The 14,554-nt window shown below is 63.8% G+C and carries 14 protein-coding genes; 9 read left to right on the forward strand and 5 right to left on the reverse strand.

All coding sequences use genetic code 11. The features are described from left to right. Nucleotides 1–2: 2 nt before the first annotated feature. Complete coding sequence (locus tag IB267_RS23225; RefSeq protein WP_192449774.1) at nucleotides 3–1,040, reverse strand: iron ABC transporter substrate-binding protein; 1,038 nt, start codon at nucleotides 1,038–1,040, stop codon at nucleotides 3–5. 225 nt (nucleotides 1,041–1,265) lie between these two features. On the opposite strand from IB267_RS23225, the gene IB267_RS23230 reads away from it, so the two are divergent. The 9 genes from IB267_RS23230 (at nucleotide 1,266) to IB267_RS23270 (ending at nucleotide 10,976) form a co-directional block, all read left to right on the forward strand. Further along, nucleotides 1,266–3,035: a cytochrome c biogenesis protein DipZ gene (locus IB267_RS23230; protein ID WP_192450032.1), complete on the forward strand. Its 1,770-nt coding sequence runs from the start codon at nucleotides 1,266–1,268 to the stop codon at nucleotides 3,033–3,035. 141 nt (nucleotides 3,036–3,176) lie between these two features. Further along, the gene (locus IB267_RS23235; RefSeq protein WP_192449775.1) at nucleotides 3,177–3,371 is read left to right on the forward strand and encodes a hypothetical protein; all 195 of its coding nucleotides are present in this window, start codon (nucleotides 3,177–3,179) and stop codon (nucleotides 3,369–3,371) included. Nucleotides 3,372–3,434: 63 nt separating this feature from the next. Then, nucleotides 3,435–4,760, forward strand: a complete 1,326-nt coding sequence (locus IB267_RS23240) for an acetamidase/formamidase family protein (protein ID WP_192449776.1) — start codon at nucleotides 3,435–3,437, stop codon at nucleotides 4,758–4,760. Nucleotides 4,761–5,098: 338 nt separating this feature from the next. Continuing rightward, nucleotides 5,099–5,896: an SDR family oxidoreductase gene (locus IB267_RS23245; protein ID WP_192449777.1), complete on the forward strand. Its 798-nt coding sequence runs from the start codon at nucleotides 5,099–5,101 to the stop codon at nucleotides 5,894–5,896. A gap of 82 nt (nucleotides 5,897–5,978) precedes the next feature. Continuing rightward, the gene (locus IB267_RS23250) at nucleotides 5,979–7,322 is read left to right on the forward strand and encodes an epoxide hydrolase family protein (RefSeq protein WP_246810793.1); all 1,344 of its coding nucleotides are present in this window, start codon (nucleotides 5,979–5,981) and stop codon (nucleotides 7,320–7,322) included. Nucleotides 7,323–7,375: 53 nt separating this feature from the next. Beyond that, on the forward strand, nucleotides 7,376–8,014 hold the full coding sequence (locus tag IB267_RS23255) for a VOC family protein (protein ID WP_192449778.1): 639 nt from the start codon (nucleotides 7,376–7,378) through the stop codon (nucleotides 8,012–8,014). A gap of 87 nt (nucleotides 8,015–8,101) precedes the next feature. After that, nucleotides 8,102–9,043: a GlxA family transcriptional regulator gene (locus tag IB267_RS23260; RefSeq protein WP_112772191.1), complete on the forward strand. Its 942-nt coding sequence runs from the start codon at nucleotides 8,102–8,104 to the stop codon at nucleotides 9,041–9,043. Between the two features lie 153 nt (nucleotides 9,044–9,196). Further along, entirely contained in the window at nucleotides 9,197–10,249 is a 1,053-nt protein-coding gene (locus IB267_RS23265; protein WP_192449779.1) for an alpha/beta fold hydrolase, read from the forward strand. Between the two features lie 310 nt (nucleotides 10,250–10,559). Further along, a complete protein-coding gene (locus tag IB267_RS23270) occupies nucleotides 10,560–10,976 on the forward strand; it encodes an organic hydroperoxide resistance protein (RefSeq protein WP_192449780.1) in 417 nt (138 codons plus the stop codon). Between the two features lie 179 nt (nucleotides 10,977–11,155). Here IB267_RS23270 and IB267_RS23275 read toward each other — a convergent pair whose 3' ends face one another. The 4 genes from IB267_RS23275 to IB267_RS23290 all read right to left on the reverse strand — a co-directional run bounded on the left by IB267_RS23275 (nucleotide 11,156) and on the right by IB267_RS23290 (nucleotide 14,477). Next, the gene (locus IB267_RS23275) at nucleotides 11,156–12,484 is read right to left on the reverse strand and encodes a HAMP domain-containing sensor histidine kinase (protein ID WP_192449781.1); all 1,329 of its coding nucleotides are present in this window, start codon (nucleotides 12,482–12,484) and stop codon (nucleotides 11,156–11,158) included. Next, nucleotides 12,481–13,221 (reverse strand): response regulator, encoded by a 741-nt coding sequence (locus tag IB267_RS23280; protein ID WP_034799675.1) that lies wholly within the window; start codon nucleotides 13,219–13,221, stop codon nucleotides 12,481–12,483. The genes IB267_RS23275 and IB267_RS23280 overlap by 4 nt, the downstream gene beginning before the upstream one ends. A gap of 238 nt (nucleotides 13,222–13,459) precedes the next feature. Then, nucleotides 13,460–13,699, reverse strand: coding sequence for a 4-oxalocrotonate tautomerase family protein (locus IB267_RS23285; protein WP_192449782.1), 240 nt, complete (start codon nucleotides 13,697–13,699; stop codon nucleotides 13,460–13,462). A gap of 64 nt (nucleotides 13,700–13,763) precedes the next feature. Continuing rightward, entirely contained in the window at nucleotides 13,764–14,477 is a 714-nt protein-coding gene (locus IB267_RS23290; RefSeq protein WP_192449783.1) for an SDR family NAD(P)-dependent oxidoreductase, read from the reverse strand. Nucleotides 14,478–14,554 lie beyond the last annotated feature (77 nt).

Genomic DNA, 14,554 nt, shown 5'->3' on the forward strand with positions numbered 1-14,554 from the left:
GTTCATCTCGAAGCCGGCACCGCCCCCTTCAGGAGCGTGGCCACTTGTTCTTCCGTCAGGTCGACCTGGTAGAACAGCTTGTAGAAATCGCGGGTCTCAGCCTTCAGATCGCCCTTGAAGCTATCGGGATAGAACAGCTTCTGCAGCCAAACGACGCCGATCAGTCGGTTTATCGCAGGCGGCGAGTCGAACCAGCCGTAGGGCAGGGACGGCGCAGTGAACACCCGGCCTGTGGTGATTGCCTTCACATCGGCCCATAGCGGGTCCTTCTTGGCAGAAGCTGCGAACTTGCCGCTTGCTGCGATGATGACGTCCGGGTTCCAGGAGAGGATCTGTTCGAGCGATACCTGGGTCAGGCTGCCCTTGCCGGCTGCCGCCGCAACGTTTTCGGCGCCGACGGCTTCGAGGATCTCGACATTGATCGAGCCGGCAAGTCCCGTTTCCAGGCCTTCCGGGCCGCGACCATAGTAGACGCGTGGCCTTTGATCGACCGGTATCTTGGCGAGGTTGTCGTTCAGATCCTTGATCCGCTGGTCGGCATAGGTCGCGAGCGTTTCGGCCCGATCTGCCACGCCAAGCAGGGCGCCGACGTCGCGCAGCGTCTTGCCGCTATCGGTGAAGCGGCCGTCGATCAGCACGTAGGGAATGCCGGTCTGCGCCTGCACCTTGTCGGCCAGTGAGCGGTAGGTGTCGTTGACGGTGCCGACGTCGAGAATGATGTCCGGCTTGGCGGCCAGCACCGCCTCGACATTGGCGCTGCCGCCCTTGCCCGTGAGCTGGCCGTAGGTCGGCAGGTCCCGGACCGACGGCATCAGATATGCCTTTTGTTCCTCCGTCGGCTCCCGCACCCAGCCGGCGAGCTTGTCCGGTGCCAGCACGTAGGTGAGTACCGAGGCCGGCGGGCCGGCGGCAAGCACGCGGGTGATGGTGTCGGGAACCTCGACCGTCCGCCCGGCGGCATCGGTGATCGTACGCGCCTCGGCTGCGCCTGAGGCAAGGCCGAGCATGGCGGAAAAGATTATCGCAAGAGATTTCAACATGGAGGCCACGATAGCGAGAGGGATCGGTCGGGCCGCACTATGGCATGCCGTTATATCTCATGGAATATATTGATTGCGCGAATTGCGATGATCGGGGACGACCCTGATGCATTGAGATACAAATCCGCTCCTGCCAGAAACATCCGCGATACGTCGCGATGGTCCTCTGCCGCACGTGATAAGCGATCTGTGCCTCGGGCATCGATCCCATGCGGAGAGACGATGATGATCCTCTTTGTTGTAGCCTATCTTGCCGGCGTGCTGACGATCGTCAGCCCCTGCATCCTGCCGGTGCTGCCATTCGTGTTTGCCCGCGCTGGCCAACCCTTTTCCACCAGCATTCTTCCGATGCTGCTCGCCAAGATCGTGACCTTTGCGGGTATCGCTTCGCTTGCAGCCCTTGGTGGCAACTGGGCTGTGCAGGCAAACGCCTACGGCCGCTACGCAGCGATCGCGATGCTCGCCGTCTTCGGCGTGACACTGCTCTCGACGCGGGCTGCCGCCTTTGTGACCGGTCCGTTCGTGGAACTCGGCAACCGACTGTCGCGGAAGGCTGCGACCGGGGAGAAGGGCAGCGTCGGCGGCTCGATCCTCCTTGGCGTTGCGACCGGATTGCTCTGGGCGCCGTGTGCCGGGCCGGTGCTTGGCCTGGTGCTGACCGGGGCAGCGCTGAACGGCGCGAATGCGCAGACGACGCTGCTGCTTGTCGCCTATGCGGCCGGTGCTGCGACCTCGCTGGCGCTCGCCGTTCTGGCCGGCGCCCGAGTATTCGCGGCGATGAAGCGCTTTCTCGGCCTTGGCGACCGCATCCGCCAGAGTCTCGGCGTCGCAGTGCTTGCCGGCGTTGGCGCGATCGCGCTGGGGCTCGACACCGGTCTTTTGGCGCAACTTTCCTATGCGAGCACGGCGGGCGTCGAACAGTCGATCCTCGATCGCCTGCGCAGTGGTGCATCGCCCGTAGGCGTCGCAAGCACGCGCATGACCCTTGCCGCAAAGGATACGCGACAGGCGGTCTATCGCAGCGACCTTCCGGTCGAAGGACAGTTTCCGTCGCTCGACGGTGCTGTTCAATGGCTGAATTCCAAGCCTCTGACGTCGGCAGAACTCCGCGGCAAGGTCGTGCTCGTCGATTTCTGGACCTATTCCTGCATCAACTGCATCCGCACCATCCCCTATGTCCGGGCCTGGGCTGAGAAGTATCGGGACCAGGGTCTCGTCGTCATCGGCGTGCACGCTCCGGAATTCGCCTTCGAAAAACAGATCGGCAATGTCGAAAAGGCCGTGCGCGATTTCAAGATCACCTATCCGGTGGCGATCGACAACGATTTCACCATCTGGCGCGCCTTCTCCAACAGCTACTGGCCGGCCCACTATTTCATCGATGCCGAAGGGCAGGTCCGCTACACCCATTTCGGCGAAGGCGACTACGAGGGCTCCGAGCGGGTGATCCAGGAGCTGCTGGCGGAAGCCGCCGGCAAGAAGAAGGCCGAAGGAGATCTGGTGAAGCCGGATGTGAAGGGCGCTGAGGCCTCGCCGGACCTGGCACGCCTCGGCTCCGGCGAGACCTATATCGGCTATGCGCGCGCCGCAAACTTCGTCTCGCCTCAGGGCGTTTCGGCCAACACGTCCGCGCGGTACACGGTCGGCAAACCGGGGCTCAATGAATGGGGGCTGACCGGCAACTGGACGGTCGGCGCCGAAGAGGCGCGCCTCAACGAGGCTGGCGGGGGTATCACCTACCGGTTTCGCGCACGGGACCTGCACCTGGTGCTCGGCGCTGGCGCCGGCGGCAAGCCGGTCCCGTTTCAGATAACCATCGATGGGGTGGCGCCCGGCGCGGACCATGGCGCGGATATCGATGCGGCCGGCAAAGGTACCGTTACGGGGACCCGTCTTTACCAGCTCGTGCGCCAATCGGGCGAAGCCCGGGAGCGGACCTTCGAGATCCGCTTCCTCGCGCCCGGCGCAGAAGCCTTCGTCTTCACCTTTGGATGAGAGCGCGCCGTGGGCGGTAGAGACGAACTGCCAGTGCGCAACTGGTTACGCCCACGATACGTCCAAGAAAATCTCTGGCCGCGAGCACGAGCCCTTGGTGACGAAACGCCGCTGCCGACATCAATAACGGAAGGAGCCACCATGCGTATCTTCGCAACAATTTTTGCCATCGCCGCGCTCGCAACGGCACCGTGCGCCTGGGATAGCGACCCGAGAGAGCCCTCGCTTCTTGCCGCGCTCGTTTCCGGTTCCGGATCCGCAACGGGGGCCGAGCAGGGGGCAGGATTGCCGCAACAGGCGCCGCACGAGGAGCTTGCCGATCCCTTCTTCAACTGATGATAGTATCGCCGTGACGAGCGGCCTGAACCTTTGACACCAATCAACCTGGAGGAAAGTGACATGCTGGAGAAAACGAGAGAGCGCCAGACCACCGGGGCTCGGACGGTATTCGTCAACGAATTGACCAACGGGATCCTCGATCCGGCCGAGCCGATGCTGGGGCCGGTTGCGGATGGCGGTGTCATTATCGCGAACACAGCGCCGGGATGTTGGGGGCCGATGATCACGCCGGAGATCCGCGGCGGACATGAGGTGACGCGCCCTGTTGCGGTCGCGGGCGCGGAGATCGGCGATGCGATTGCCATTCGGATCCGTTCGCTGATCGTCACGTCCGCGGCGACGGCCTCGGGCAACGACGAGGTGGTGGCCGGCCGCTTCAACGGTGATCCCTTCTGCGCGGCCGTTTGCCCGGGCTGCGGCACGGAATGGCCGCGCACGCGCGTGGAAGGCATCGGCCAGACGGCGATCCGCTGCGAGAACTGCGGCGCGGATGCGACGCCCTTCATTTTCACCAACGGCTACACGATCGCTTTCGACGATGAGCGCCAGGTGGGGCTGACCGTCGGCAAGGCGACTGCCGAGACCTTCGCCACGGAGGCGGAACGGCTGCTGGCCCTGCCGGACGGTTCGATCCAGCATCCGATCCTGACCTTCGCGCCGGCGGACCTCGTCGGTGTCGCCACAAGGCTTCGGCCATTCCTCGGCCAATTGGGCACGACGCCTTCGACGGCGATGCCGGACTCGCACAATGCCGGCGACTTCGGCCAGTTTCTGACAGGCGCACCACATGCCTATTCCCTGACCGCGGACGAGCTCGTCCGGCATAAGACCGACGGCCACATGGACGTGAACACCGTTCGGGAGGGCGCGATCCTGATCTGCCCGGTCAAGGTCCCGGGGGGCGGTATCTATATGGGGGACATGCATGCCCTGCAGGGCGACGGCGAAATTGCCGGCCATACCTGCGACGTCGCCGGCACGGTGACGCTGGAGGTCCATGTCATCAAGGGGCTCAAGATCGACGGGCCGATCCTCCTGCCGGTGCTGGATGATGTACCGTTCCTTGCGCGTCCGCTTAACGAGGCGGAACGCACGCGCGTGGCGGCACTTGCTCGCAAGCACGGTGTTCGCGAGGTCGAGGCCGACGCTCCGGTCACCTTCATCGGCACGGGCGCGAACCTCAATGATGCGACCACGAACGGGCTGGAACGGGCGGCGGACCTGCTCGGCCTCAGCGTTCCCGAAGTGATGAACCGGGCGACGATCGCAGGTGCAATCGAGATCGGCCGCCATCCGGGCGTCGCGCGGGTGACGTTCCGCGCGCCGCTCAGCCTGCTCGACGCAAAGGGCATCGGCGCGTTTGTGCGCAGCCTCTACAATCTCTGAGCTACCTGTACTTTCAGGGAGTTGATTTCAGAAGAATGCGGGGCCGGCGTCATGTCGGCCCCGTTTTCGTTTTCTGCAGCTATGGCGCAGCGGCAGAGGCCCCCAGGGCATTTCGTATCGGTTTGCCGCCGTCCGCGGCCGTTCAAACATTGCGATACACAGACGCCGCTTCCGAACACATCGCGGATACACCGCACACGCATGGTCACCGTGAAGTCGGGCTCGAGTCCGCCCAGGGCGGTCAATCGGGTATGGCATAAAAAGACGGAATTACGACATTTGAGACGCTGTCTTTCAGCCGTACCATCGAGGCTCCAACCCAAGGATAGGAGCTTGAAATGAGCAACTCAAAAGGCACTGCACTGATCACCGGTGCTTCATCCGGTATCGGCGCGATCTACGCCGACCGCCTGGCGCATCGCGGATACGACCTCATTCTCGTCGCGCGCAATCGCGGGCGCCTTGACGAACTCGCCCGCCGGCTGGCGGACGAAACCGGTCGCGCCATCGAAGTCGTCGCCGCGGACCTCGGCAAAAAGGATGATGTCAGGCGGGTCGAGAAGGTCCTTCAGGACGATGCGAGCATCACGGTGCTGATCAACAATGCCGGGGTCGGCGCGACCGCGCCGCTGCTTGCCTCCGATGTCGACAAGATGGACGAGATGATTGCGCTCAACGTCAGCGCGCTGACGCGGCTGACCTATGCGGCGGCGCCCGGATTTGCCGCGCGCGGTGCCGGCACGATCATCAACATCGCCTCGATCGTCGGCGTGGCGCCGGAAGTTCTGAACGGCGTCTATGGCGGCACCAAAGCCTTCGTGCTGGCCTTCACCATGTCGCTGCAAAAGGAACTTACCGACAGGAATATCCGCATCCAGGCCGTGTTGCCGGGTGCAACCGCCACCGATTTCTGGGGCATCGCCGGCACGCCGATCGAACACGTGCCGAGCGAGATCGTGATGCGCGCCGAAGACATGGTGGACGCTGCACTTGCCGGCCTCGACCAGGGCGAAGTGATCACTATCCCGGCGCTGCCGGACGCCGCTGACTGGGCAGCCTATGAGGCTGCACGCCAGAAGCTGATGCCGAACCTTTCCAGGAATATGCCGGCCGCTCGCTACCGTATCGGAAGCTAGCGCCCGCTCACCTTCCGGGGACCTCCCAACCCGGACTTTCGAGGCGCTTCCTCGCCTCGCCAATCGAACTAGGAGAATGATGATGTTCAGACGTTCTATGCCCATTGTCCAAAACCGCCAACTGGCCGCATTGGCACTGTCGGGTGCGATCGCGATCCTGCTTCCTCCGCTCGCCGCTCAGGCGGCGGGTGTGTCTGCCGGCGGCGGCGTCCAAATCGCCTCGGCTGCCAAACCGGCCACGGACGAATCCATCCGGCCCTTCCAGTTTCATGCCACTGATGCCGCACTTGCCGACCTCAAGCAGCGCATCGCGGCGACCAAGTGGCCGGACCGGGAGCTTGTGCCCGACGGCGCCCAGGGCGTTCAACTCGCCACCATGCAGAAGCTCGCCGACTATTGGGCGACGAGATACGATTGGCGCCGGGTGGAGAAGACACTCAACGACCTGCCGCAATTCGTGACCAACATCGACGGCGTCGACATCCACTTCATTCACGTGCGCTCCAAGCATAAGAACGCGATGCCGCTCGTCGTCACCCACGGCTGGCCGGGCTCGATCATCGAGCAGTTGAAGATTATCGATCCGCTGACCAATCCGACCGCCCACGGTGGCACGGAAGCCGATGCCTTCGACGTCGTCATCCCCTCGCTCCCCGGCTACGGCTTTTCCGGCAAGCCGACAGAGCGCGGATGGGATCCGGTCCGGATCGCGCGCGCCTGGGCGGTGCTGATGCAGCGCCTCGGATATACCCATTACGTCGCGCAGGGTGGCGACTGGGGTGATGCGGTTACAGAGCAGATGGCTCTGCAGCAGCCGGCGGGCTTGCTCGGGATCCACACCAACATGCCGGCGACCGTGCCTGACGAGATCCAGAAGGGCCTCGACGCCGGCCAGCCGGCGCCGGCGAACCTTTCGGCCGACGAGCGCCGTGCGTATGAGCAGCTCGCCTTCTTCTACGGCAACGGGCTTTCCTATGCGCAGGAGATGAGCAAACGGCCGCAAACACTTTACGGGATTGAGGATTCGCCGATCGGGCTCGCGAGTTGGATGCTCGACCATGACGCCCGCAGCTACGAGCTGATCGCCCGCGTCTTCGATGGCAAGCCGGGAGGGCTGACGCGCGATGACGTGCTCGACAATGTCACGCTCTACTGGCTGACCAACACGGCCGTGTCGTCGGCGCGGCTCTATTGGGAAAACAAGCTTGCCTTCTTCCAGCCGAAGGGCATCCAGATTCCGGTGGCCGTCAGCGCCTTCCCCGACGAGCTTTATCAGGCGCCGAAGTCCTGGGCGGAGAAGGCATTCCCCAAGCTCGTCCATTATAATCGCCTGGCCAAGGGCGGACACTTTGCAGCCTGGGAACAACCGGCGGCCCTGGTCGACGAGTTGAGGGCTTCGTTCAAGTCACTGCGTCAACCGAGCTGACAGGAAGAGGCCTGCGAAAGCGCGCCCCACCGTCGCAACAAAGGAGAAGTGTCATGACAGATGCAGATAGCAACAACAGAGCACCATCGGTCGATCTGAAGTTCGAGGTCGCTGTCATTCCGGTCGCGGATGTCGATCGCGCCAAAAATTTCTACGGTCGCCTCGGTTGGCGGCTCGATGCCGACTTTCCCGTTGGCGATGCGTTTCGCGTCGTGCAGTTCACGCCCCCGGGTTCGCCGGCATCGATCCACTTCGGCACCGAGCTGACTTCGGCCACGCCCGGTTCGGCGAGCGGCCTCTATCTGGTCGTTACGGATATCGAAGCCGCCCGTGCGGAACTCGTCGAACGGGGCGCCAAGGTCAGCGAAATCTTCCATCGCGAAGGCCCCGGCAAGCCGCCGATCAGCGGGCCCGATCCCGCGCGCCGCAGCTACCGCTCCTATGCCACCTTCAGCGACCCCGACGGCAACGGCTGGCTGTTGCAGGAGGTGACCGAACGTCTGCCCGGGCGCGTGGATGGCGACGTTACGGACTTTGCCTCCGTCGGTGACCTCGTGGCGGCCCTGCGCCGCGCGGCTGCCGCCCATGGCGAACACGAGAAGCGCAATGGCGGCGAGCACGACCATAACTGGCCGGATTGGTATGCGGCCTACATGGTGGCCGAACATGCGGGCAAGCCGCTTCCCGAATGAGCCCCGGCCATGACCGTCGCGTTCCCTCTATGGCGCAAATCTGCTATGAGCGGGCATTCCGGACAGGATCGGCAGAGGTGGTGTAAGATGCACAGGATCGGCTACGTGGTCTTTCCGGGATTTCAGCTGATGGGTTTCGCGGCGGTCACCGCCTTCGAGATCGCCAACCTGACGCTTGGCGAACCCGCCTATGCGATCGAGTTGCTGTCGGAGGCGGGCGGCGAGGTCAAGGCGTCCGCCGGCTTCGGCGTGCTCACGAAAGCCTTCGACGATGCGGTCTATGACACCGTCATGTTCGGCGCGGGCACCGTGATCGAGCCGGTAACGCCGGGGCTTGCCGCCTTCGCGCGCCATGCCCTGGAGGTCTCGCGACGGGTGGCCGCCCCTTGCACAGGCGCCTTCATCCTCGCCGAGTCCGGACTGCTCGACGGCCGCCGCGCCACCACCCATTGGGTGTTCGCCCGCCAGCTGCGCGAGCGCTTTCCCGAGGTCAAGGTCGAGGAGGATCGCATCTTCATCGTCGATGGCAGCGTGTGGACCTCGGCCGGCATGACGGCCAGCATCGATCTGGCGCTGGCGATGATCGAAAAGGACCATGGCGAGGATGTCGCCCGTCAGGTGGCGCGCAAGCTCGTCGTCTATCACCGGCGTGCCGGCGGCCAGTCGCAGTTTTCCGCCCTGCTGGAGCTCGATCCGAAGTCGGACCGCATTCAGAAGTCGGTCAATTACGCCAAGGCCAATCTGCGCAACGTCCTTTCAGTCGACGAACTCGCGGACGCCGCGGGCTTGAGTGCGCGCCAGTTCAGTCGTGCCTTCCGTTCCGAGACCGGCCAGTCGCCGGCAAAGGCCGTCGAGCATCTGCGGGTGGAAGCCGCGCGCCTGTTGATGGAGCAGGGGCGCCACTCCATGGATGTGATCGCCGAGCAGACCGGTTTTGCCGATAGCGACCGCATGCGCCGGGCCTTCCTGCGCACGCTCGGGCAACCGCCCCAGACGATCCGCCGCAATGCCCGCGAGGGCGTTGCCTGACGGCAGTGACCTGCCTCGAAAAGCGATTGTATCGCCGTGTATCCGTTCCCTGCCATTTCTACACGTGCTTTCAATAGGGCGCCGCCAGGCACACGCCCCGGATACGTCAGCACTTCATTGCTGATGCCAGTTCAGTTCGCCGGAGGGTAGTCAATGTCGGACGAAATCAACCACCCGCGCCGCCGTTTCATCGGCGCAATCGCACTCTCGCTGGCGGCAACGCAGTTCGCTTCGGCCGGCGCGGTCAGAGCGCAAACGGGAGCCGGCGAAGCGCTGCGCCTGCCGGCCGTCGCGCGGGGCACGAACAAGTCCTTCCCGGTCCTCAAGCAGATCGATGCCGGCGTGCTCAATGTCGGCTATGCCGAACTTGGCGCGAGCGACGCTCCGGTCGTCATTCTACTGCACGGCTGGCCCTATGACATCCATACCTATGTGGACGTGGCGCCGGTGCTCGCCAATGCTGGCTATCGGGTCATCGTTCCCTATCTGCGCGGCTACGGTACGACCCGGTTCCTCTCTGCCGACACTCCGAGGAACGGCCAGCAGGCTGTGATCGCGACGGATATCATTGCCCTGATGGACGCGCTCAAGATCGAAAAGGCGGTCATCGGCGGCTGTGACTGGGGCGCTCGAACCGCCAACATCATCGCGGCCCTGTGGCCCGAGCGCTGCAAGGCGCTGGTCTCCGTCAGCGGCTATCTCATCGGTAGCCAGGAGGTGAACAGGAGGCCACTCTCGCCGCAGGGCGAGCTTGCCTGGTGGTACCAGTTCTACTTCGCCACCGAGCGGGGCTATGAGGGCTACAAGCAGAACCGCAAGGAGTTCGCCCGGCTGATCTGGAAGCTTGCCTCGCCCAAGTGGAACTTCGACGACGCGACTTTCGACAGAAGCGCCGAGGCGCTCGAAAACCCCGATCATGTCGACATCTCGATCCACAATTACCGTTGGCGGCTAAGCCTGGCCGAGGGGGAGGCACAGTACGACGACCTCGAAAAGCGGCTGGCGCAGTTCCCCACCATTGCCGTCCCGACCATCACGCTCGAGGGCGACGCCAATGGCGCGCCGCATCCCGATCCCGCCGCCTACGCCAAGCGCTTCTCGGGCCGATACGAGCATCGGCTGATTACCGGCGGCATCGGCCATAACCTGCCGCAGGAGGCGCCGCTCGCTTTTGCCGAGGCAATTGTCGCCGTCGATCGTTACTAGTTTTTCTCCCGCGGATTGCGTGGAGGCGCGGGGTTCCGGTTCGCCGGCCCCGCGCTTTTTGTGCACGGTGATTAGGAGATGAGGCCTGCCGGATGCGGCGTCCCGCCATGCTGGCGAGACGCGATGGGGCGACAAGCCGCGTCCAGATCGGCTTAGCATCAGCGTGTATCTGCGCCGGCCGCTGGGCAGGTTTCCATACATTTGCGGGCCGCCGGTGAAACATCCGAGACACCTTGAAGGCGCCAGATGCGTCTCGACGGCCGCAGGGCAATCGGGCCCGGACGGCAAACCTGTCGGAAGGAAAAAGACCATGAGCGCAGCTGAAAAGGTACTCTACACCGGCAAGACCCACACGACCGGCGGCCGCGACGGCGCCACCCGCAGCGACGACGGACGCCTGGACATGAAGCTTTCCGGCCCCGGCAGTTCCCGCCCGGGGACGAACCCGGAGCAGCTTTTTGCCGCCGGGTGGTCTGCGTGTTTCATTGGTGCGATCGGTCTGGCGGCCGGCCAGTCTAAGATAGCACTTCCCGCCGACGTGGCCGTCGATGCCGAAGTGGATCTGCTGAACCGCGACGGCGGCTACTTCCTGAAGGCACGGCTGAATGTCAGCCTGCCGGGGATCGACGCCGACGTTGCGCGTCGTCTCGTCGATGCCGCTCACCAGACCTGCCCCTATTCCAAGGCGACGCGCGGGAACATCGACGTGACGATCAATCTCGTCTGACCCGCACTACCTCTCGTCACCTCCGGAGCGGTGACCATCAGCGTCGCCGCTCTTTTTCATCGGCCATCAGCATGCCGGGGCCCGGCAAGCCTGGTCTTGCGATCTCACTAACGACATTAGGAAAATTCGATATACAATTGTTTTATAGCGCATTATATGGCGAGAAACGAAGCTCCCCTTTACTGAGGTCGGATCACTAGCTCGCCCAAGAGGCCGCCGCCGTCGCGATTGCGCAAGGTCAGCGACGCGTTGATGGAGGCTGCCAACTGCTGGGCGATGGCGAGCCCAAGCCCAGTGCCGCCGGTTTCACGATTGCGGGAATCCTCCAACCGGACGAAGGGTTTCAGCACGGCGCCCAGTTGATCTTCCGGGATGCCCGGCCCGCGGTCGAGCACGCTGATGATCACTGTATCGTCGGCAAGCCGCCGCGCCTCGATTTCGGCGCTGCCTGCGAATTTGAGCGCGTTGTCGACGAGGTTGGTGAGAATGCGCCTGAGCGCCTGCGGCCGGGTCGTGATCGTGCCGCCATCGATGTCGCTCGCGCTGACGGACTTGCCGGTGTCCTGATAGTCGTAGACGAGGCTTTCAATGAACGAGGCGAGATCGACGCGCGTCGATTTCTCGACATTGCCGTGAGCGCTGCGAGCATAGGCGACGCCCTCCTTCACCAGGCTCTCGATCTGGCCGAGGTCCTGGATCAGTTTCTCGCGATCGGCGAAATCTTCGGCCATTTCCGCGCGCAGCTTCATGCGGGTGATCGGCGTCTGCAGGTCGTGGGAAATGGCGGCCAGGATCTGGACGCGCTCTTCGAGGTACTGGGCGATGCGGTCGCGCATGGCGTTGAATGCGGTTGCCGCATAGGCGACCTCCGTCGGGCCGGTTTCGCTGAGCCGCGGCGTGTTGCGGTTCGGGTCGAGCGTGTCGGCCGCTGCCGCAAGGTTGACAAGCGGGCGGACGGCCTGGCGCATGGCAAACCAGCTGCAGAAGAGCAGGAGCGCGAGCTGCGCCAGCAGCACGTAAGGCAGCCAGTCGGCAAGCGGCATGATCCCCTTGGGATAGACGTCGATCGTCAGTGGCGAGCCGTCGCTCAATGTCAGATGCGCCTGCACGTGGCGTCGATCGCCGGGGATCGTTTCGACGGTGACCGGATACTTCGGGCCGGTCGCGCGCTGGATGTTGGCGGAGAGTTCCGCGGTGGCCGGATCGACGGACGGGTTGCCGGGCAAGCCCGGTCCGAGAATGAAGCCGTAATTGTCGCGGCTGAGGCGATTGAGCCAGGAGGCACGCTCGTCTGCGGGCAGGCGGTCGAGGATCGCAATCGAGGTGGCAATGTCGTTTTCGAGCGTGTTGAACATGACAGACTTGGCTGACACGTAGCGCTCGAAGAACAGAACTGTGAACGACATCACATGTGCGATGGCGAGGCCGGCCAGCAGAATAACAAAGAGCCGCGCCCTGAGCGTGCGCGGCCATAGTCGAAAGCCTCTTTCAGCAGCGTTCGCGGTCATTCGCGCGCCTCCACGATCTCGATCGGCACCGAGAAGACATAGCCTTCGCTACGCACCGTCTTGATGTAGGCCGGCTCGCGGGCGTCGTCGCCGAGTCGCTGGCGGACCCGGCTGACGAGCAGGTCGATCGAGCGATCGAAGAGATCGGCCTCGCGGCCTTGCGTGAGATTGAGCAGTTGGTCGCGGTTGAGCACGCGCTGGGGGTGGTCGATGAACACCTTCAGCAGCCGATACTCCGCTCCGCTCAGCGCGATCACGGTGCCATCGGCATCGATCAGGTGCCGCGCCGTCGTGTCGAGCTTCCATCGGCCGAAGCGCAGCAACTGGCCGGCCTCCGAAATCTGCAGGTTGGGCGGCAGCATGCGCGCGCGCCGAAGAACGGCCTTGATGCGGGCCAGCAGTTCGCGCGCGGAGAATGGCTTGGAGAGATAATCGTCGGCACCCATTTCGAGCCCGAGAATGCGATCCATCTCGTCCGAGCGGGCGGTCAGCATGATGATCGGGATCGCTTTATGCTTGCCGGCGCGCAGCTCGCGGCTGAGCACCAACCCGTCGTCGCCCGGCATCATCACGTCGAGGACGATCAGATCGACGGTATCGCCTTCGAGGAAGCTGCGCATCTGTCGCCCGTCGGCGACCGCGGTCGCGCGCAGGCCGTTTTTCTTCAGGTAGCTCGACACGAGTTCCCGGATCTCGCGGTCGTCGTCGACAATCAGCACATGGTCGATATGCTCCATCGAGCAAACTCCTCAAGTCGGTTTGGTCTTCGCATGGTGCCGCCGCTTCTGGGTGAGGGGGCTGTGCCACTTGCTCTGTCTGGTTGACGCTCCGGATATGTCGTCGGTGTGTTCGCAACATCCAGACTTGCAAGCAAATGTAATGCAAGCGCCTGCCGATACATTTCGACACAATTTCACAAAGGAAACCCGCCGCTTGGTGTTAAGCGGCGGGTGGCGGGAACTGTGGCTGGCGGCGTCAGGCTTTCGTTTTTGCAGCAAGCCGTGCGCGATACTGGGCGGTGGGCAGGCCGCCCCAGCCCCAATTGTCGAGGTCGACTTCCTCGATGACCACATAGGTGGATTCCAACGGCTTGTTGAGCACGTCGAGCAGCACCTGGCTGACGCCCTTCATGATCTCCGCCTTTTCTTCCGCCGTCACCGCTTGACGCTCCCGCGTGGTGCCCTCGCGGGTCACCTGAACTGTTACGATCGGCATTGCCGTCTCCTTTCTGGAGCTTGATGGCACCCAAGGTGCCGCGTTTGTTGGGAGAGTTGCGGGCCTACCAGCGTCCGGCGTTCTGGCCGCCGTCCACATGCAGGATCTCGCCGGTCACGAAGCCGGCACCCTCCAGGTATAGAACGGCGTCGACGATATCGCGGATCTCGCCCATGCGGCCGACGGGGTGAAGCGTCGAGAGCGCCGCATGCGTTTCCGGCGCGTGCATCGGCGTCTTGATGATGCCGGGCGAAACCGCGTTGACGCGAACGCCCGAAGTCGCGAATTCGATCGCGAGCGCCTGGGTTACCGAATTCAGGCCGCCCTTGGTGATGGAGGCGAGCGCGGCGGGCACGCCGGCGATCGGCTGGTTGACAAGGCTGGTGGTGATGCTGACGATGTGGCCGGAGCCCTGCTTCAGCATCTCGCGGGCGGCGTGCTGGGTAATATGGAAGAAGCCGGCGACATTGACGCTCATGTTCAGGTCGTAGTCTTCCTGGGTGAAGTCCGTGAACGGCTTGGCGGTGAAGACGCCGGCATTGTTGATCAGGGTGTCGATGCGGCCGAACCGTTCGAGGCCCTGGCGCACGACGCGCTCGGCGGTCTCGGGATTTCCGATATCGCCTGCAACGGCGAGGATGCCCGCATCCGCGCTGGCCCTAATCGAGCGCGACGTGGCGATGACACGGTAGTTGCGATCGCGGTAGGCCTGCACCAGGGCGGCGCCGATACCCTGCGATGCACCGGTGATGATGACGACCTTCTGTTCGTTGCTCATGGATGTGATCCTTCTTCGATTGCAACGGGCGCTTCGTTCGGCCCGTCCTCCGCCCTCGGCGTTGGTACAATCAGATT

The organism is Ensifer sp. ENS09 (assembly GCF_014852425.1).
Taxonomy (GTDB): domain Bacteria; phylum Pseudomonadota; class Alphaproteobacteria; order Rhizobiales; family Rhizobiaceae; genus Ensifer.